Raw genomic sequence first — 19,873 nt, forward strand, 5'->3', positions numbered from 1 at the left:
CTATAGCCAATCTAGGTAATCACATGAACATCTGCGGCATCGAAATCAAAGGCAGCGAAGCGATCATCGCCGTGGCCGCTCTCGACGGTTCGGCCCTGAGCCACGTTGCCCTCAGCACAAAAAAAATCGCCCTCGACGATGACGACGAGGCGGCTAACGTCAAGCGCTTCGCCGCGCAGGTCGCGTCGTTTGTGCGCGAGAACTCGATTGATCGGATTGCGATCAAGAAGCGCAGCAAGAAGGGTGAGTTTGCCGGTGGGCCGACGACGTTCAAGATCGAGGGTGTGTTTCAGTTGCTGGATGGGTGTGAGGTGACGTTGTTGTCGCCGCAGACGATCAATGCGCAGGCGAAGAAGCATAATTTCGAGCTGCCCGGGACGCTGAACAAGTATCAGCATGAGGCGTACAAAGCGGCGTGTTCGGCACTTATAAAAAACACCAGATGATCACGATGCGGACCGAAACGGTCCACATCGCTTTATTCATGCCTATAGATCACACTTTTTACGAACAAATGAAGACGGAACCTCTACGCCATCTTCAAGGAACGATTGCACACTAACAACTTGCGTATTATTCGGATCCACAAGAACAATATCCTTGCTTGCCCCCATAAAAACAACCGGCATGTCGCTCGTAACATTGGAGCAATCGTGCTTATCATTGAAGTCCAACACACGAGCTAACTTATACACCTTCTCAGGCATATACTCATCATCCAAATAGCGATGCGACCACCCCCAACAAAAACCCATTACAACAATGGAGAAAACAATTAAAAAGAATGAGTTTATAGGTACCGAATCATACCAATCACTCCAACTTTTAGATCTCACCCAGCCAATAAAGTTAAGCGTATGAATTCCTGCAACCAGACCCAACACAATAACAAATGATGAAAGATATTTGAAAACTATCAAGGCAGAGACAAATGTCAATGTGAATGAAAATACCGAAGCATCGACAGCGAATACATTATTGATAGCGCTAGCAGCCTTCGCTGTTGAAAACACCACTAACCCTGAAATACTGACTGATACAATTAGCTTCGTAAACCCATACTGCCAAAGACTTCTGAAAACTGACAGCCTTTCTATCTGAACTCCCAGATAAAGCATCGCAAGTGCAGTACCCCAAATCTTAAATGCAAAACTGTTTTCATCTAGCCAATCAAAGTCTGGATTACCATGAGTTCCATTTACTAGCAGAACAATTGCAATAATCGCCAACAACAGCAACGCATGCCAAACACTTGACTCAGCGTCTTCTTTCTTATCCCTTTCTTCCCGCCTAAACTCTTCAAGAACTTCTAAAATATCCCCAACATAAGTCTTCAGCGTTCTATCTATCGCTCCACCTCTATTCTTTTTCTCATCGTTGGAAACCTCCTCATGAATAGCCTCGAGCACCTCCTCACTCGTCAGCGGGGATCTACTCTTATACTTCAGTTCAGTTCCACTATTAAAAAACATATCCAACACACCTTACTCTTCCATTGAGCTTTGATTTAAACCCAGACCAGCTCATCGACATCGATCGGAATTTCTTTAAATTTTACTCAGAGCCCTTCGATCCTCCCTCGGACACCGAACAAACTTCGCGCGGTAACTGCGGGTGAAGTACGACGGTGATTCGAAGCCGCAGGCGATGCTGACTTCGAGCACGCTCATGTCGGTCTGGCGCAGTAGCTGTCGGGCCTTTTCCAGGCGCAGGCGCAGATAGAAATTGCTCGGCGTGTCGTTCAGGTGCAGGCGGAACAAGCGCTCCAGTTGCCGACGCGTCACCTTGATCGATTCCGCCAGTTGCAGCGTGGTCAGCGGCGGCTCGCTGTGCTGTTCCATCTCGCCGATCACCTGCACCAGTTTCTTGTTATTGATCCCGTAGCGCGTGGCAACTTCCATGCGTTGGTGGTCTTTGCGCGGGCGAATCCTCCCCAACACAAACTGCTCGCTGACCTGAATCGCCAGTTGCGGGCCATGGGCCTGGGCGATCAGATCGAGCATTAAATCAATGGAGGCCGTACCGCCCGCCGAGGTGATGCGCCGGCGGTCGATCTCGAACAACTCCTGCGTCACGCTGAGCTGTGGATAAGATTCCTTGAACGCGTCGATAGCTTCCCAGTGCAGGGTCAGGCGATGGCCATCGAGCAGGCCTGCTTCGGCGAGGACGAAGCTGCCGGTGTCGATGGCGCCGAGGGTCACGCCGTCGACGTCCAGTCGGCGCAGCCAATGCGCCAGCGTTGGCGTGGCAAATTTCAGCGGCTCAAACCCGGCCACCACCAACAACGTCGCACCTTTGTTCAGCGGCTCCAGCGCGGCGTCAGCGTTGACCGACATGCCATTGCTCGCCAGCACCGCCCCACCATCGGCACTGAGCACATGCCAGCGATACAACTCGCCGCGAAAGCGGTTGGCCACACGCAACGGTTCAATGGCAGAAATAAAGCCGATGGCGGAGAACCCCGGCATCAGCAAGAAGTAAAAATCCTGGGACATGGGCGCACTCGGTTGGCGGGTAGCGTGAGATGTTGATACGCCAGTTGTCTTCGGCATTCAAGCGCGCAGGTCGCTACAGTGCAAATGCCAGTCGCCGCAGTGCGCTTTCACCGGCGCGTTGCTGCGTAACTTTGCATCACCGGCGCACCAGACACCGGAACTCACAATAACGACCTGCCGAGGAACCCGACATGAAACGACTGATCAGCAGCTGTGTTCTTGCACTCAGCGGTACCGCTTTCTTGAGCGCCAGCGTCATGGCGACCGAACCGGCAGCGTGCCAGAACGTGCGCATGGGCGTGGTCAACTGGACCGACGTGATCGCCACCAGTGCCATGACCCAGGTCCTGCTCGACGGCCTCGGCTACAACACCAAACAAACCAGCGCGTCCCAGCAAATCATCTTCGCCGGGATTCGCGATCAGCGCCTGGACCTGTTCCTCGGCTATTGGAACCCGCTGATGACCCAGACCATCACGCCGTTCGTCGACGCCAATCAGGTCAAAGTCCTTGAAGCACCAAGCCTGAAAGACGCCCGTGCGACTCTGGCGGTGCCGACTTACTTGGCCGACAACGGCCTGAAAACCTTCGCAGACATCGCCAAATTCGAAAAAGAACTGGGCGGCAAGATCTACGGGATCGAGCCGGGCTCGGGCGCCAACACACAGATCAAGGCGATGATTGCCAAGAACCAGTTCGGCCTCGGCAAATTCCAACTGGTCGAGTCCAGCGAGGCCGGCATGCTCGCCGCCGTCGACCGCGCGGTGCGCCGCAAAGAGGCCGTGGTGTTCTTCGGCTGGGCGCCGCACCCGATGAACGTCAACGTCAAGATGACCTATTTGACCGGCAGCGACGACGCCCTCGGCCCGAACGAAGGCATGGCCACCGTGTGGACTGTGACCGCGCCGAAATACGCCGAGCAGTGCCCGAACGTAGGCCGTCTGCTGACCAACCTGACGTTCACCGCCGAGGACGAGAGCCGGATGATGCAGCCATTGCTCGATCACAAGGATGCCTTTGAGTCGGCCAAGCAATGGCTCAAGGATCACCCTGAAGACAAGCAGCGCTGGCTTGCCGGTGTCACCACATTCGACGGCAAACCGGCCGCTGAAAACCTCCAGTTGACCAGCAAATAACTCACCACGAATAACGCTTCGCAGCCCCGAAAAGGGCTGCGGACAGACCCATCACGCCTGAAGGAAACCGCACCATGAATCACGACGTCATCATCACCTGCGCACTCACCGGTGCTGGCGACACGACCGCCAGGAGCCCACACGTGCCGGTCACCCCGAAACAGATTGCAGCGGCTGCCGTCGAGGCGGCCAAGGCTGGCGCCACCGTCGTGCACTGCCACGTCCGTGATCCGCAGACCGGCAAGTTCAGCCGTGACGTCGCGCTGTATCGCGAGGTGATGGAGCGCATCCGCGAGGCGGACGTCGACATCATCGTCAACCTCACCGCCGGCATGGGCGGCGACCTGGAAATCGGTGCCGGCGAGAACCCGATGGAATTCGGTCCGAACACCGACCTGGTCGGCCCGTTGACCCGGCTGGCCCACGTCGAGGCGCTTCTGCCGGAAATTTGCACACTGGATTGCGGCACGCTGAACTTCGGCGATGGCGACACCATTTATGTCTCTACCCCGGCGCAACTGCGTGCCGGTGCCAAGCGCATTACCGAGTTGGGTGTGAAAGCCGAGCTGGAGATTTTCGACACCGGCCACCTGTGGTTCGCCAAGCAAATGATCAAGGAAGGCCTGCTGGATAACCCGCTGTTCCAGCTGTGCCTGGGCATCCCGTGGGGCGCACCGGCCGACACCACCACCATGAAAGCCATGGTCGACAACTTGCCGGCGGATGCCGTGTGGGCCGGGTTCGGCATTGGCCGGATGCAGATGCCGATGGCCGCGCAAGCGGTGCTGCTCGGCGGCAACGTGCGGGTCGGACTGGAAGACAACCTGTGGCTGGACAAAGGTGTGCTGGCAACCAACGGCCAACTGGTCGAGCGCGCCACCGAGATCCTCAGTCGCCTCGGCGCCCGCGTGCTCACGCCTGCTGAAGGCCGCAAGAAAATGGGCCTGACCCAGCGCGGTTAACCCTACATCTATTCCCTTTGGGAACCGCAATTGTGGCGAGGGGATTTATCCCCGTTCGGCTGCGCAGCAGTCGCAAAATTCTTGGGGCCGCTGTGCGACCCAACGGGGATAAATCCCCTCGCCACAAGAACCGGGCTCACACGGGATCATCGAATATTTTTAGGAATTCACCATGAGCTTTATCACCGAAATCAAAACCTTCGCCGCACTGGGCAGCGGTGTCATCGGCAGTGGCTGGGTGGCCCGTGCGTTGGCCCATGGGCTGGACGTCGTGGCTTGGGACCCGGCGCCGGGCGCCGAAGCGGCGCTGCGCAAACGCGTGGCCAATGCCTGGGGGGCGCTGGAGAAAAGCGGTTTGGCGTCCGGCGCTTCACAGGATCGTCTGCGCTTTGTCGCGACCATCGAAGAGTGTGTGCGCGATGCCGATTTCATTCAGGAAAGCGCCCCGGAGCGGCTGGAGCTGAAACTCGAACTGCACAGCAAAATCAGCGCGGCGGCCAAACCCAACGCACTGATCGGCTCCAGCACCTCTGGCCTGCTGCCCAGCGAGTTCTACGAGAGCTCAACGCACCCGGAACGCTGCGTGGTCGGGCATCCGTTCAACCCGGTTTATCTGCTGCCGCTGGTGGAAGTGGTCGGTGGCAAGAACACCGCGCCCGAGGCCGTTCAGGCAGCGATGAAAGTCTACGAATCTCTCGGCATGCGTCCGCTGCATGTGCGCAAGGAAGTGCCGGGGTTCATCGCCGATCGTTTGCTCGAAGCGCTGTGGCGCGAGGCGCTGCACCTTGTGAATGACGGCGTGGCGACCACTGGCGAGATCGACGATGCTATCCGCTTTGGCGCCGGTCTGCGCTGGTCGTTCATGGGCACGTTCCTGACTTACACCTTGGCCGGCGGCGATGCCGGCATGCGCCACTTCATGTCGCAATTCGGCCCGGCGTTGCAGTTGCCGTGGACGTATCTGCCGGCACCGGAGCTGACTGACAAGTTGATCGATGATGTGGTCGATGGCACCAGCGAACAGCTCGGTCATCACAGCATTTCGGCGCTGGAGCGCTATCGTGATGATTGCCTGCTGGCGGTGCTTGAGGCGGTGAAGACCACCAAGGAAAAGCATGGCATGAGCTTCAGCGAATAAACGCAGTTCCCTGTGGCGAGGGAGCTTGCTCCCGCTCGGCCGCGAAGCGGTCGTAAAACCAGCGAGTGCGGCCTGACTGACACACCGCGTCAAGAGGTTTTGGGACTGCTGCGCAGTCCAGCGGGAGCAAGCTCCCTCGCCACAAGTGTGTATTTCGCCAGCGACCTATGGAGTTCAGCATGCCCACCCTCACCACCTACCAAACCCGCATCATCCCCGACTGGGTCGACTACAACGGCCATCTGCGCGACGCTTTCTACCTGCTGATCTTCAGCTACGCCACCGACGCTCTGATGGACCGTCTCGGCATGGACAGCAACAACCGCGAAGCCAGCGGTCACTCACTGTTCACCCTCGAACTGCACCTCAATTACCTGCACGAAGTGAAACTCGACACCGACGTCGAAGTGCGCACGCAAATCATCGGTCACGACAGCAAACGCCTGCACCTCTATCACAGCCTGCACAAAGTCGGAGACGACCAGGAACTGGCCGGCAACGAGCAAATGTTGCTCCACGTCGACCTCGCCGGCCCGCGCTCGGCGCCGTTCAGCGCTGACACTCTCAACCGCCTGCAAGCCATCGTCGCCAAGCAGGCCGATCTGCCTGCCCCGGCTTACATCGGCCGCGTGATCGCGTTGCCACCCGCCCGGTAAATCCATCACTCGCAAGGAGCCGCCATGAACACCGCTGCCGCTGTTGCCGATTTCCGTACTTATCCGTTGATCAGCGCGCTCGGTGGCGTGCAGACGTTGGCGGATCGCATTTCGATTGCATGGGCCGATGGTCGCATCAGCCCGTTTCACCATGTCTGGTTGCGAGACAACTGCCCGTGTCAGCAGTGCGTCTACAGCGTCACCCGCGAGCAGGTTTTCGAGATTGTGGATGCCGCTGATGACCTCAAGCCTGCCGCCGCGCACATCGATAGCGACGGCTGCCTGCGCATCGACTGGCAGGACGGCCATTCGAGCCGCCTCGATCCGGGCTGGCTGCGTGCACATGCCTATGACGAAGAATCCCGCGCCGAACGCCTGGCCGCCAAACCCAAGGCTTATCTGTGGCGCAGCGATTTGCAATTGCCGGTGTTCGATTACTCGGCGCTGATGAACGACAACGCCGCGCTGCTGCATTGGCTGATTGCTGTACGCGATATCGGTCTGACCCAGGTGCGCGGCGTACCGACCGAACCTGGTTCGTTGAAACTGATTGCGCAACGCATCTCCTTCATCCGCGAAAGCAATTTCGGCGTGCTATTCAACGTGCAATCCAAGGCCGATGCCGACAGCAACGCCTACACCGCTTTCAATTTGCCGCTGCACACGGATCTGCCGACTCGGGAGCTGCAACCGGGGCTGCAATTTCTGCATTGTCTGGTGAATGACGCCGAGGGTGGCGAGAGTATTTTTGTCGACGGATTTGCGATTGCCGATGCGTTGCGTCAGGAAGACCCCGAGTCGTTCAAGGACCTTTGCGAGATCCCGGTGGAATTTCGCAACAAGGATCGTCACAGCGACTATCGCTGTCTCGCGCCGGTCATCGCGCTGGATACATTGGGCCGGGTCGCGGAGATTCGCATGGCGAATTTTCTGCGTGGGGCGTTTGATACATCGGTGGAGCAGATGCCACTGCTGTATCGCGCCTACCGGCGCTTTATCGCGATGACCCGCGAGCCACGGTTTCGCTTGATGCAGCGGCTCAATCCGGGCGAGTTGTGGTGCTTCGACAATCGCCGCACGCTGCATGCGCGCAATGCCTTTGACCCGGCGACCGGGGCGCGGCATTTCCAGGGCTGCTACATCGATCGGGATGAGTTGTTGTCGCGGATTCTGGTGTTGCAACGCTAGACCGCGTCATCGTTCATCGCTGGCAAGCCAGCTCCCACAGGTGAATGCATTTCAACTGTAGGAGTGAGCCTGCTCGCGATGGCGTCAAATCAATCACCACCACACTATCTGATTCACAGCCAAAAAAAGCCCCGATACAAGCCGTGACAGGATCGGGGCAGAGGGTACTGTTGAGGAGCTTGCGCGGCGAGGGTGACCAAACCTTCGTGAAGCGAGCTGAACCCAGTGTGCCGACTCCCCTCCCCGGCGAGTTAGCCGAAAACGACCTGTTCATAGTCGTCTCAGCCACTGCGACAAATCGCCCTTGCCGTCACCGCATGTGACTACCAGAATCGAGCCACGACCTCCGATGCCGAAGAAGGATTTGCGTGATGATGTACGCCGATTTGATTGACCAGGAAGATCTGTTGGGCCAGCTCAAGTCACTGGGTTTCGAAGTGCCGTCCGGCGCCACGGCCGAGCAGGCCTGCGAGTATGCGGTGCGCGGTCTGGATGATGTGCGGGCGAATACCCTGCGCACGATGGTCAAGCAGATGTACACCAGCAGCGCGACGATTTTGCCGGCAGTGCGCGAGGCGTTCGACAAGCAGTTGTTGCCGGCGCTGGCGCAGTACCAGCAAAGCCATAGCGCCTGAGAAATCCATTCGCGAGCAGGCTCGCTCCCACATTGGAATGCATTCATATGTGGGAGCGAGCCTGCTCGCGAAGAACGATGACGCGGTCTACAGCCTTACACTGGCAAACGTCGACTCATTACGCGCCTGACTCAACGCCGACATCGGCCCCGACAGCGGCGACATCACGATCGCCTGCGGCAGCGGCAGCATCGCCACCTGCTGGGTAGTGTTGGAACCCACGCGCTCGTCACGCGGCGGAATGCCGAAGTATTCGCGATAGCACTTGGAGAAGTGCGGCGTCGACACGAACCCGCACACCGACGCCACTTCGATGATCGACATCGGCGTCTGCTTGAGTAGCTGCCGGGCGCGGATCAAACGCAGCTTCAAGTAATAACGCGACGGCGAGCAGTGCAGGTATTTCTGGAACAGCCGCTCCAGTTGTCGACGGGACACGGCAACATAAACGGCCAGTTCGTCGAGGTCGATCGGCTCTTCGAGGTTGGCTTCCATCAGCGCAACGATTTCCTGCAACTTCGGCTGGTTGGTGCCGAGCATGTGCTTGAGCGGCACGCGCTGGTGATCCTGCTCGTTGCGGATGCGCTCGTAGACGAACATCTCCGAAATCGCCGCAGACAGTTCACGGCCATGATCACGGCTGATCAGGTGCAGCATCATGTCCAGTGGCGCGGTGCCGCCGGAGCTGGTGAAACGGTTACGGTCGAGAGTAAACAGGCGCGTGCTCATGGCCACACGCGGGAAAGCCTCCTGCATCGCCGCCAGGCATTCCCAGTGCACGCTGCAATCGAAACCGTCGAGCAGGCCGGCGCAGGCCAGGGCCCAACTGCCGGTGCACACGGCGCCGAGGCGCTTCGACTGGCGCGCCTGGCTTTGCAGCCACGACACGTGTTCCCGGGTCACGGTGCGTTGAATGCCGATGCCGCCGCAGACAATCACGGTGTCCAGTGGCGGGGCTTTGTGCATGGAAGCGTCGGGGGTGATTTGCAGACCGTCACTGGCCCACACCTGACCGCCATCGACGGTGAGGGTGCTCCAGCGATACAGCTCGCGACCGGACAATTGGTTGGCCATGCGCAGAGGTTCTACTGCGGAGGCCAGGGAAATCAGCGTGAAATTGTCCAGCAGCAGAAAGCCGATGGATTGAGGCGCACGGTTCTGGGGTTGGGCCCCGGAGTTGAACGACGTCATCGCGGTATCTCCTCACACAAAGCGGGTGATGGCCTCAGGCGGAGGCTCTTGTTATTGCCAGCATTCTCGCGTGGGAGACGGGCTTTGTTATGACAGAGCAAATGCCATGCCTAAAATTGAATGGCCGTTCAATAACTCCTGAAAACGACGTCGCGACGTGTCTATACGAGCCGTCCGACGAAAGGTATTTCGAAGTGCCATCAGCGCTGGCGAAAGCTCCGCCCCGATGCGTGTGAGCAAATCGGTAGCACTTGTGGGAAAAGGCCTGGGCGCCGTTTGCAGGGAGTGTCACCGCAGGCACGGGTGACGGACGGTAGAAGGGGCTGACGGTGTGTAACAGGTGGGAAGGACTCTTATCTGATTGCGACGCGCTAAAAGGTGGCGTGTTTGAATGCGCGTGTTCACTTAACGCGCAGTTTTGACTGGTCTGAGGCGCTCCAATCTTTCCAAATCAAACATAAATCCTGTGGCGAGGGGATTTATCCCCGATCGGCTGCGCAGCAGTCGTAAACCCATTCACCGCGGTGTGTCAGGCAAAACTCAATTACAGGATTTGGGGCCGCTTCGCAGCCCATCGGGGCGGTGCGACGTTTCGCTAAATCCCCTCGCCACAGAAAAATGTGTCAGCACTCCACCGCGCTGACCGCCAGACCACCGCGCGAAGTCTCTTTATATTTGTCATGCATGTCAGCGCCGGTATCACGCATGGTGCGGATCACCCGATCCAGCGAAATAAAGTGCTGACCATCCCCGCGCAATGCCATCTGCGCCGCGTTGATCGCTTTCACCGCCGCAATCGCATTGCGCTCGATGCACGGCACTTGCACCAGGCCACCGACCGGATCGCAGGTCAGCCCGAGGTTATGTTCAAGGCCAATCTCCGCCGCGTTGCACAACTGCTCGGGCGTAGCGCCAAGAATCTCCGCCAGCCCCGCCGCGGCCATCGCGCACGCCGAGCCGACTTCGCCCTGACAGCCCACTTCGGCCCCCGAGATCGAAGCGTTCTTCTTGCACAGAATCCCTACTGCCGCCGCGCTGAGGAAATAGTCGACCACGTTGGCGTCGGTGACCGCTTCGCTGAACTTCATAAAGTAGTGCAACACCGCCGGGATGATCCCCGCCGCACCATTGGTCGGCGCTGTCACCATGCGCCCGCCCGCAGCGTTTTCTTCATTCACCGCGAGAGCGAACAGGTTGACCCACTCCATGGCGCTGAGCGTCGAGCCGATCACGTTGGGCTTGCCCAGTTCCTGAAGACTGCGGTGCAACTTCGCCGCCCGCCGCCGTACATTCAAACCGCCGGGCAGAATGCCCTCGTGCTTCAGCCCCTGCTCGACGCAATCCTGCATCGCGCGCCACAGCTTCATCAGTCCCGCGCGAATCTCGTCTTCACTGCGCCAGACCTTTTCGTTGGCCATCATCAGTTCGGCGACGCGCAGATTGTTCTTTTTGCACAGTTCCAGCAGCTCGACCGCGCTGGAAAAGTCATACGGCAACTCGGTGCGATCGAGATCGACCACGCCACTGCAAGCCTGGGCTTCATCGACGACAAAACCGCCGCCGACCGAGTAGTAAGTATCGCGATGCAGTTCACCGTGATCGCCTTCGGCAACCAGGGTCATCGCATTGGGATGGAACGGCAGGTTTTCGTCGATCAGGCGCATGTCCCGCGCCCAGACAAACGGCACCGACCAGCGGCCATCCAATAAAAGTGTGTGGGTTTCGCGCAGCGCCTGAATACGCGGGCCGATCTGCGACGGGTCGATCGCGTCCGGCCATTCGCCCATCAGGCCCATGATCACTGCATTGTCGCTGCCGTGACCGATGCCGGTGGCCGACAGTGACCCGAACAGTTGCACCTCGATCCGCCGCACCTGTTCCAGTTGATGTTTGTTGCGTAGCGACTCGACGAACAATGCGGCGGCGCGCATCGGCCCGACGGTATGAGAACTGGACGGGCCGATGCCGATTTTGAACAGGTCGAAAACGCTGATAGCCATTGCTGCAGAGCTCCTGAGGATGCCGATCCGGGGCGTGAAGCGCCCGCTGGCGGAGCTGCTACGCTCAAGCTGCAATCCGCCGGAATGCCCGCATCATCAGGCTTTTGTCGGGGAGCACGGCGTCTGACACCGACGCACTCATGTCCACCAGCGCCGCGCCGTTTTCACCCCCGGTTTTCGCCGTTTTTATGCGGATCAGAGGGTGACTCGGGGCAGAAAAAAGCTGTAAACGACGTCACTGACACTAGATACGACCATCCCTGTACTGGATACGACCCCCCCTGTAGGCGTCAGATTTTCACTGGTACATGATCGTTATGACTCGATTGCAAGGCGCCGTGGTAGAGCTGTCTCCAGAACGCCATCCAACCGCAACCTATAAGTGCGGTGGTCCACAGTCGGAACACTGCCAAAAAAAACACCAAGGAGTCCATCCATGAAAGGTTCCCCGTCGTTGTTGTTGGCCGCCATGCTGAGTCTGCCGTTACTGGCGCAAGCTGCAGAACCGGCGCAGTGCAGTACCGTTAACTTCTCCGATGTCGGCTGGACCGACATCACCGCCACCACCGCGACCACCTCTGTCGTGCTCAACGCCCTCGGCTACAAGACCAAGACCACCATGATCTCCGTGCCCGTGACCTACAAGTCGCTAGCCGACGGCAAGAACATGGACGTGTTCCTCGGTAACTGGATGCCGACCATGGAGAACGACATCAAGGCCTACCGCGACGCCGGCACCGTGGAAACCGTGCGCACCAACCTCAAGGGCGCCAAGTACACCCTCGCCGTGCCGCAAGCCTTGTATGACAAGGGTCTGCATGACTTCGCCGACATCGCCAAATTCAAGAAAGAACTCGACGGCAAGATCTACGGCATCGAGCCGGGCAACGACGGCAACCGTCTGATCCAGAGCATGATCGACAAAGACGCCTTCGGCCTGAAAACCGCCGGTTTCAAAGTCGTCGAATCGTCCGAAGCGGGCATGCTCTCGCAGGTTGACCGCGCACAGAAACGCGACACCGCCGTGGTCTTCCTCGGCTGGGCGCCGCACCCAATGAACAAGCGCTTCAAGATCCAGTACCTGACCGGTGGCGATGATTTCTTCGGCCCCGATTTCGGCGCTGCGACCGTGGCGACCAACACCCGCAAGGGTTACGCCGAGGAATGCAGCAACGTCGGTCAGTTGCTGAAGAACCTGGAGTTCAACGTCGACATGGAAAGTGAACTGATGGGCAACATCCTCGACGACAAGATGAAGCCTGACGCGGCCGCCAAGGCCTGGCTGAAAAAGAATCCACAGGTGCTCGATACCTGGCTCGCTGGCGTGACCACCATTGACGGTAAACCTGGCCTGGAGGCCGTGAAGAGCAAGCTGAGTCAGTAATCGCTTATGCCGGACGGCGCAAGCCGTCCGGGCTGTTTATTTCCTTGCATGCGGACGTTCACTACCATGCTGATTGATCAGAAAATACCTTTAGGCCAGTACATCGCGGGCTTCGTTGAATGGTTGACGCAACATGGCGCCAGCACCTTCGACGCCATCGCCGTGACGCTGGAAACGATGATCCACGGCGTGACGTTTGCGCTCACCTGGTTCAACCCTTTTGTCTTGATCGGCCTCATCGCCCTGCTCGCGCATTTCATCCAGCGCAAATGGGGATTGACCGTTTTCGTCATCGCTTCCTTTCTGCTGATCCTCAATCTTGGGTACTGGCAGGAAACCATGGAAACCCTCGCCCAGGTGCTGTTCGCGACCCTGGTCTGCGTGGTCATCGGCGTGCCGTTGGGCATCGTCGCCGCGCACAAACCGATGTTCTACACGCTAATGCGTCCGGTACTCGATCTGATGCAGACCGTACCGACCTTCGTTTACCTCATTCCTACCCTGACCCTCTTCGGGCTGGGTGTGGTGCCGGGCCTGATCTCCACGGTGGTGTTCGCCATCGCTGCGCCGATCCGCCTGACCTACCTGGGCATCCGCGATGTCCCGCAAGAACTGATGGACGCCGGCAAGGCCTTCGGCTGCTCGCGTCGCCAATTGCTCTCACGGATCGAACTGCCTCACGCCATGCCGAGCATCGCTGCCGGCATCACCCAGTGCATCATGCTGTCGTTGTCGATGGTGGTGATCGCGGCATTGGTCGGCGCCGACGGACTCGGCAAACCGGTGGTCAACGCACTGAACACTGCTGATATCGCCCTGGGCTTCGAAGCGGGCCTGGCGATCGTACTGCTGGCGATCATGCTCGACCGTATCTGCAAACAACCCGACGCTAAAGTAGGGGGTGACGCATGAGCATAATTCGCTTCGAAGACGTCGACGTAATCTTCTCCAAGGATCCACGCGAGGCGCTCAAGCTGCTGGATCAGGGCATGACCCGCAACGAGATCCTGAAAAAGACCGGGCAGATCGTCGGCGTGGAAAAAGCCACGCTGGACGTCAACAAAGGCGAGATCTGCGTGCTGATGGGCTTGTCCGGTTCGGGCAAGTCGAGCCTGTTGCGCTGCATCAACGGCCTCAATACCGTCAGTCGCGGCAAACTGTTCGTCGAGCATGAAGGCAAGCAGATCGACATCGCGTCCTGCACACCCGCCGAGCTGAAAATGATGCGCACCAAACGCATCGCCATGGTCTTCCAGAAGTTCGCCCTGATGCCGTGGCTGACGGTGCGCGAGAACATCAGTTTCGGTCTGGAAATGCAGGGCCGTCCGGAGAAGGAACGGCGCAAGCTGGTCGATGAAAAACTCGAACTGGTGGGCCTGACGCAATGGCGCAACAAGAAGCCTGACGAACTCTCTGGCGGTATGCAGCAACGTGTCGGCCTGGCGCGAGCGCTGGCAATGGACGCCGACATCCTGCTGATGGACGAACCGTTCTCGGCACTCGATCCGCTGATCCGCCAAGGCCTGCAAGATGAACTGCTGGAGCTGCAACGCAAGCTGAGCAAGACCATTGTGTTCGTGAGTCACGACCTCGACGAGGCGCTCAAATTGGGTAGCCGCATCGCAATCATGAAGGACGGCCGGATCATTCAGTACAGCGTGCCGGAAGAGATCGTGCTGAACCCGGCGGACGACTATGTGCGGACCTTCGTCGCCCACACCAATCCACTCAACGTGCTCTGCGGCCGCAGCCTGATGCGCACGCTGGACAACTGTAAACGCATCAACGGTTCGGTGTGCCTCGATCCGGGCGGCGATTCGTGGCTGGATCTGGCCGAGGGCAACACCATCAAAGGCGCACGGCAGAACGGTTCAGTGCTGAACCTGCAGAACTGGGCACCAGGACAAGCGGTGGAAGGGCTGGAGCGCAAACCGACGCTGGTGGATTCGAATATCGGCATGCGCGATGCGTTGCAGATTCGTTATCAGACCGGCAACAAACTGGTTCTGCACGATAACAATCATGTGGTCGGGATCCTCGGCGACAGCGAGTTGTATCACGCGTTGCTGGGCAAGAACCTCGGTTAACAACCCCAGACACAAAAACGCCGCGAGAGGATCGCGGCGTTTTTGTTAGTACAGATTATTTAGCTGTAAACACAGGACCTGTGGTGAGGGGATTTATCCCCGATGGGCTGCGGAGCAGTCCCCAGCCGGCAACTGCGATATCCGAATAAATCGCAATCGCAGGTTTCAGGGCTGCTTCGCAGCCCATCGGGGATAAATCCCCTCACCACAAGGTTCAGCGGTGCAGCTGACTGCACCGCCGACCCTCAAGGTTTAGCTATACACCCGGCCAAGGAGCTGCCGATGGCTTTCAAACTGATCGAGCACATCCCGCGTGATCTGATCCTGCGTGAAGCCCATCAGGTCGTAGTCCTGGCTGCCGTTGTGCAGATACACCTCGGCGCGGTAGTAACGCTGGCGCGCTTCATCGGACTGGGCCGACTCGGTCGGGGTCGCCAGATAGCCGTCCAGGCTCACTTCGTAAACGAAAGGGTTGCCCTCTTCCATCTCGACGCGCACGCCCATGCAACGCTTGGATTTACCCAACAGCGTCTGCACTTCCAGACCCTGCGCACGCATCTGCGCGGTGGCATCTTCCAGCGCCGGGCTGACCTGCTTGTCCATGAAACGCTGCACCACCGATTGGCTCGGCTGCAGATCCAGCTGAGTCAGACGCTCGCTGAAACCACGACGACCGCGCTCGGCCAGTTGCGCCTGCTCCTGTTCGATCTGCACGTCCTGGCGCATCGCCTTGTGCAAGCCGAACATGAAGAACACCAGCACCACCGAGAACGGCAGACCGGCCAGCACCACCATGGTTTGCATGGCTTCGAAGTTACCGGCGAACAGCAGACCGATGGTCACCAGGGTGATCACCACCGACCAGAAAATGCGCAGCCAGTGCGGCGCATCTTCGTCGACATTGCCGCCCTTGCACGAAAGGTTGGCCATCATCACCGCGCCAGAGTCAGCCGGGGTCAGGAACAGCACGAAACCGACGAAAATCGAAACACCGATGACAATTTTGGATGCCGGGTAGTGCTCAAGCAGTTGGTAGATCGCCATCGATGGCTGCTCGAGCGCGGTCTTGCCGAGCTCCACCGCACCATGGTTCACCACCAGGTCCAGCGCCGAGTTACCGAAGATCGACAGCCAGGCCAAAGTGAAGCCCAACGGAATCAACAACACGCCGGCAACCAGTTCACGCACGGTACGACCACGGGAAATACGCGCGATGAACATGCCTACGAATGGCGCCCAGGAAATCCACCAGGCCCAGTAGAACAGGGTCCACAGGCCCATCCAGCGCTCGGTTTTCTCGGCGTTGCCTTCGTACACATAAAGGTCGAAGGTTTTCAGCACGATGCCGTTGAGGTAATCGCCGATGTTCTGCACGAAGCCGTTGAGCAGGTGCAGGGTCGGGCCGAACAACAGCACGAAAATCAGCAGACCGCTGAACAGCACGATGTTCAGGTTGGACAAACGACGGATGCCGTTTTCCACGCCGGACACGGCAGCGATGGTCGCCACGGTGCTCATCACGATGATCACGATCAGCAGGTTGGTGTTGCTGTGTTCCATGCCGAACAGGTTTTCGAGGCCCGACGACACTTGCAGCGAACCAATCCCCAGGTTCGTCACCAGACCCAGCAGGGTCACGAACATGCCAAAGCCGTCTACCGCATGACCGGCCGCGCCTTTGACCCAACGCTCGCCAACCAGCGGATACAGCGCCGAACGCAGTGCCAGCGGCTGGTTATGACGGTAAGCAAAGTAGGCAACGGCCAGACCGACCAGTGCATAGATCGCCCAGCCGTGCAGGCCCCAGTGCAGGAACGTCAGTTGCACCGCCTGACGCGCGGCCATGTTGGTGGCCGATGCGCCTTCCGGCGGATTGAAGTAGTGATCCAGTGGCTCGGATGCGCCGAAGTACAGCAGCGAAATACCGATACCCGACGAGAACAGCATCCCCGCCCAGGCGCCGTAACTGAAATCCGGGGTGTCATCCTTGCTGCCCAGTTTGAGTTTGCCGTACGAGGAAAACGCCAGGCCCACCACAAACACCAGGTAGGCGGCGATGACCACCATGTAGTACCAGCCGAAGCTGCGCGACAACCAGGCCTGAGCGATACCCAACAGTCTGCCGGCCTCTTGCGGGGCGATAATCAGAATGGCGGTCAACAACAGAATCAGCGCGGTAGAGGTGTAAAACACCCAACCGTTGACCGTCACCTTCTCGGGCGGGGTCTTTATAAGCGAGGCAGAACTCATGGCACAAATGCTCCAGGCAGTGCGAGAGAAGAACACAAGGCAACACGGAACCCGACCAATCGGTTAGTTGGCAGCCGACCGGCGGGTGATATAAAGACACCCCGAAAAAAGCCCGAACCTGCCGAAATGGCGCTGCGAATCGCTTTCGTGGCCGAAGGTGTGCGGACGTTCATCCGAAACCTGGCCCTGAGCGTCTTGCCCTTTCAACACGTCCATCGAATCGCGAACCGCGCCATGCCCCATACAGGTTTCAAGCATTTTCGGATGTCGGTTTTATCGCCACTTACACGTGGGAAAAATCTGTAGGCAGCGACGATTTGTCGCAGATCTTATTCTTTGTTGATTGAACGTTCAATCAAAACAAAATAGACTGGCCCTCAATCCGATAGGCGTCATTCGCCCCTCGGAAGGCCTAAGGAGATGTGCAAGATGCCCAAGGTCGGTATGCAACCCATCCGCCGCCAACAACTGATCGAAGCCACTTTGCAGGCCGTCGATCAGGTCGGAATGGGGGACGCCAGCATTGCGCTGATCGCCCGTTTGGCCGGTGTCTCGAACGGCATCATCAGTCATTACTTTCAGGACAAGAACGGCCTGATTGCCGCCACGATGCGGTATCTGATGAATGTCCTCAGCGAGAACGTCACCGCACGCCGTCAGGCGTTGGCAGGCAGCAGCCCACGGGCGCATCTGCAGGTGATCATCGAAGGCAACTTCGACGCCAGCCAGGTCAATGGCCCGGCAATGAAAACCTGGTTGGCCTTTTGGGCCACCAGCATGCACCAGCCGTCTTTGCACAGGTTGCAGCGGATCAACGATCACCGTCTGTATTCCAACCTGTGCTGCGAGTTCCGCCGTGTACTGCCGCTCGAAGATGCGCGCAGCGCCGCTCGCGGACTGGCAGCGTTGATTGACGGTTTGTGGTTGCGCGGCGCGCTGTCGGGAGACGCTTTCGACACGGCGCAGGCGCAACAGATCGCTTACGAATACATGGATTTCCAATTGGCCAAGAAGGTGAGCTAGAGCACACAGAAAACGCTCGGCCCCTCACTGCCTCCGCAGCTTCATCGCGGCGGTCAACGCCAACCACTAATGCACTTGCGAGGACACTATGGCCCGTTTCGAACTGCAAAAACTCTACATCGATGGCGCGTACTCCGACGCTGGCAGCGATGCCACTTTCGAAGCCATCAACCCGGCAAACGGCGAAGTCCTCGCACAAGTGCAACGTGCGACCAAGGAAGACGTCGAGCGCGCCGTAGTCAGCGCTGAAAAAGGCCAGAAGGTCTGGGCTGCGATGACCGCCATGGAGCGTTCGCGCATCCTGCGTCGCGCCGTCGACATCCTGCGCGAGCGCAACGATGAACTGGCTGCGCTGGAAACCCTGGACACCGGTAAATCCTTCTCCGAAACCAAGTACGTCGACATCGTTACCGGCGCCGACGTGCTGGAATACTACGCAGGCCTGGTGCCGGCCATCGAAGGCGAGCAGATCCCGCTGCGTGACACTTCTTTCGTTTACACCCGTCGCGAGCCGTTGGGCGTTGTCGCCGGTATCGGCGCGTGGAACTACCCGATCCAGATTGCTCTGTGGAAATCCGCTCCAGCCCTGGCGGCCGGTAACGCGATGATCTTCAAGCCAAGCGAAGTCACCTCGCTGACCACCCTGAAACTGGCCGAGATCTACACCGAAGCCGGCGTGCCAAACGGCGTGTTCAACGTGCTGACCGGCAGCGGCCGTGAAGTCGGCACCTGGCTGACCGAGCACCCGCGCATCGAAAAAATCTCCTTCACCGGCGGCACCGACACCGGCAAAAAGGTCATGGCCAGCGCTTCGGCTTCGTCGCTGAAAGACGTGACAATGGAACTGGGCGGCAAGTCCCCGCTGATCATCTGCGACGACGCCGATCTCGATCGCGCGGCCGACACCGCGATGATGGCCAACTTCTACAGCTCCGGTCAGGTCTGCACCAACGGCACTCGCGTGTTCGTACCGGCGCACCTGAAAGCCGCTTTCGAAGCCAAGATCGTTGAACGCGTTGCGCGCATCCGCGTCGGCAACCCGGAAGACGAAAACACCAACTTCGGCCCGCTGGTCAGCTTCGCGCACATGGAAAGCGTGCTGGGCTACATCGCCAAAGGTAAAGAACAAGGTGCCCGCGTCCTGTGCGGCGGCGACCGTCTGACCGACGGCGAATTCGCCAAAGGCGCCTTCGTCGCGCCGACCGTGTTCACCGACTGCACCGACGACATGACCATCGTCCGTGAAGAAATCTTTGGCCCGGTCATGGCGATCCTCTCCTACGAGACCGAAGAAGAAGTGATCCGCCGCGCCAACGACACCGACTTCGGCCTGGCCGCCGGTATCGTCACCAAAGACCTGAACCGCGCACACCGCGTGATTCATCAACTGGAAGCCGGTATCTGCTGGATCAACGCCTGGGGCGAGTCCGACGCAAAAATGCCGGTCGGCGGTTACAAGCAGTCGGGTGTTGGCCGTGAAAACGGCATCAGCTCGCTGAACAACTTCACTCGCATCAAATCGGTACAGGTCGAACTGGGCGATTACGTCTCGGTGTTCTGATCTGACCCAGAGTCTGGATGGGCCCTTTGTGGCGAGGGGATTTATCCCCGCTGGGCTGCAAAGCAGCCCCTCATCCAGACACTGCCATTCTCCAGACAGAACCCAGTCGCTAACTCTGCGACTGCTGCGCAGCCGGACGGGGATAAATCCCCTCACCACAGGGGATT

General features: G+C 58.8%; 17 protein-coding genes. 12 read left to right on the forward strand and 5 right to left on the reverse strand.

All coding sequences use genetic code 11. The features are described 5' to 3' along the window. Window positions 1–23: 23 nt before the first annotated feature. Window positions 24–446, forward strand: coding sequence for a DUF3010 family protein (locus JFT91_RS03210; RefSeq protein WP_201231539.1), 423 nt, complete (start codon window positions 24–26; stop codon window positions 444–446). Window positions 447–488: 42 nt separating this feature from the next. Here JFT91_RS03210 and JFT91_RS03215 read toward each other — a convergent pair whose 3' ends face one another. Next, window positions 489–1,472 (reverse strand): hypothetical protein, encoded by a 984-nt coding sequence (locus JFT91_RS03215; RefSeq protein WP_201231540.1) that lies wholly within the window; start codon window positions 1,470–1,472, stop codon window positions 489–491. Window positions 1,473–1,547: 75 nt separating this feature from the next. Further along, window positions 1,548–2,495, reverse strand: coding sequence for a GlxA family transcriptional regulator (locus JFT91_RS03220; RefSeq protein ID WP_201231541.1), 948 nt, complete (start codon window positions 2,493–2,495; stop codon window positions 1,548–1,550). Between the two features lie 191 nt (window positions 2,496–2,686). On the opposite strand from JFT91_RS03220, the gene choX reads away from it, so the two are divergent. The 6 genes from choX (at window position 2,687) to JFT91_RS03250 (ending at window position 8,210) form a co-directional block, all read left to right on the forward strand. After that, window positions 2,687–3,631, forward strand: a complete 945-nt coding sequence (gene choX, locus JFT91_RS03225) for a choline ABC transporter substrate-binding protein (protein WP_201231542.1) — start codon at window positions 2,687–2,689, stop codon at window positions 3,629–3,631. A gap of 74 nt (window positions 3,632–3,705) precedes the next feature. After that, entirely contained in the window at window positions 3,706–4,593 is an 888-nt protein-coding gene (gene cdhC / locus JFT91_RS03230) for a 3-dehydrocarnitine:acetyl-CoA trimethylamine transferase CdhC (RefSeq protein WP_201231543.1), read from the forward strand. Between the two features lie 172 nt (window positions 4,594–4,765). After that, window positions 4,766–5,731 carry an L-carnitine dehydrogenase gene (locus JFT91_RS03235; protein WP_201231544.1) on the forward strand — a complete coding sequence of 322 codons (966 nt, stop codon included), beginning with the start codon at window positions 4,766–4,768 and terminating at the stop codon, window positions 5,729–5,731. A gap of 179 nt (window positions 5,732–5,910) precedes the next feature. Continuing rightward, the gene (locus JFT91_RS03240; RefSeq protein WP_201231545.1) at window positions 5,911–6,387 is read left to right on the forward strand and encodes a thioesterase family protein; all 477 of its coding nucleotides are present in this window, start codon (window positions 5,911–5,913) and stop codon (window positions 6,385–6,387) included. Window positions 6,388–6,411: 24 nt separating this feature from the next. Continuing rightward, complete coding sequence (locus JFT91_RS03245) at window positions 6,412–7,575, forward strand: gamma-butyrobetaine dioxygenase (protein WP_201231546.1); 1,164 nt, start codon at window positions 6,412–6,414, stop codon at window positions 7,573–7,575. 371 nt (window positions 7,576–7,946) lie between these two features. Then, window positions 7,947–8,210 (forward strand): hypothetical protein, encoded by a 264-nt coding sequence (locus JFT91_RS03250; RefSeq protein ID WP_201231547.1) that lies wholly within the window; start codon window positions 7,947–7,949, stop codon window positions 8,208–8,210. 87 nt (window positions 8,211–8,297) lie between these two features. On the opposite strand, the gene gbdR is transcribed toward JFT91_RS03250, so the two are convergent. Together gbdR and JFT91_RS03260 are read right to left on the reverse strand one after the other, a co-directional pair. Further along, window positions 8,298–9,401 carry a choline metabolism transcriptional regulator GbdR gene (gene gbdR, locus JFT91_RS03255; RefSeq protein ID WP_007949927.1) on the reverse strand — a complete coding sequence of 368 codons (1,104 nt, stop codon included), beginning with the start codon at window positions 9,399–9,401 and terminating at the stop codon, window positions 8,298–8,300. A 623-nt stretch (window positions 9,402–10,024) separates the two neighbouring features. Next, window positions 10,025–11,401: an L-serine ammonia-lyase gene (locus JFT91_RS03260; RefSeq protein ID WP_201231548.1), complete on the reverse strand. Its 1,377-nt coding sequence runs from the start codon at window positions 11,399–11,401 to the stop codon at window positions 10,025–10,027. Window positions 11,402–11,837: 436 nt separating this feature from the next. Here JFT91_RS03260 and JFT91_RS03265 point away from each other — a divergent pair, with 436 nt between their 5' ends. From JFT91_RS03265 to choV, 3 genes are all read left to right on the forward strand, one after another. Then, window positions 11,838–12,785 carry a choline ABC transporter substrate-binding protein gene (locus tag JFT91_RS03265; RefSeq protein ID WP_201228913.1) on the forward strand — a complete coding sequence of 316 codons (948 nt, stop codon included), beginning with the start codon at window positions 11,838–11,840 and terminating at the stop codon, window positions 12,783–12,785. Between the two features lie 66 nt (window positions 12,786–12,851). After that, the gene (choW, locus tag JFT91_RS03270; protein ID WP_129395846.1) at window positions 12,852–13,697 is read left to right on the forward strand and encodes a choline ABC transporter permease subunit; all 846 of its coding nucleotides are present in this window, start codon (window positions 12,852–12,854) and stop codon (window positions 13,695–13,697) included. After that, window positions 13,694–14,872 carry a choline ABC transporter ATP-binding protein gene (choV, locus tag JFT91_RS03275; RefSeq protein WP_201228914.1) on the forward strand — a complete coding sequence of 393 codons (1,179 nt, stop codon included), beginning with the start codon at window positions 13,694–13,696 and terminating at the stop codon, window positions 14,870–14,872. Before choW ends, choV begins: the two co-directional genes overlap by 4 nt. Before the next feature lie 252 nt (window positions 14,873–15,124). Here the strand turns inward: choV and betT are convergent, their stop codons facing one another. Continuing rightward, on the reverse strand, window positions 15,125–17,122 hold the full coding sequence (betT, locus tag JFT91_RS03280) for a choline BCCT transporter BetT (protein WP_201231549.1): 1,998 nt from the start codon (window positions 17,120–17,122) through the stop codon (window positions 15,125–15,127). Between the two features lie 429 nt (window positions 17,123–17,551). On the opposite strand from betT, the gene betI reads away from it, so the two are divergent. Continuing rightward, window positions 17,552–18,145 (forward strand): transcriptional regulator BetI, encoded by a 594-nt coding sequence (gene betI, locus JFT91_RS03285; RefSeq protein ID WP_201231550.1) that lies wholly within the window; start codon window positions 17,552–17,554, stop codon window positions 18,143–18,145. A gap of 88 nt (window positions 18,146–18,233) precedes the next feature. After that, window positions 18,234–19,706, forward strand: a complete 1,473-nt coding sequence (gene betB, locus JFT91_RS03290) for a betaine-aldehyde dehydrogenase (protein WP_201231551.1) — start codon at window positions 18,234–18,236, stop codon at window positions 19,704–19,706. The last annotated feature ends 167 nt before the right edge of the window (window positions 19,707–19,873 follow it).

It is taken from the genome of Pseudomonas sp. TH08, assembly GCF_016651275.1.
Lineage (GTDB): Bacteria > Pseudomonadota > Gammaproteobacteria > Pseudomonadales > Pseudomonadaceae > Aquipseudomonas.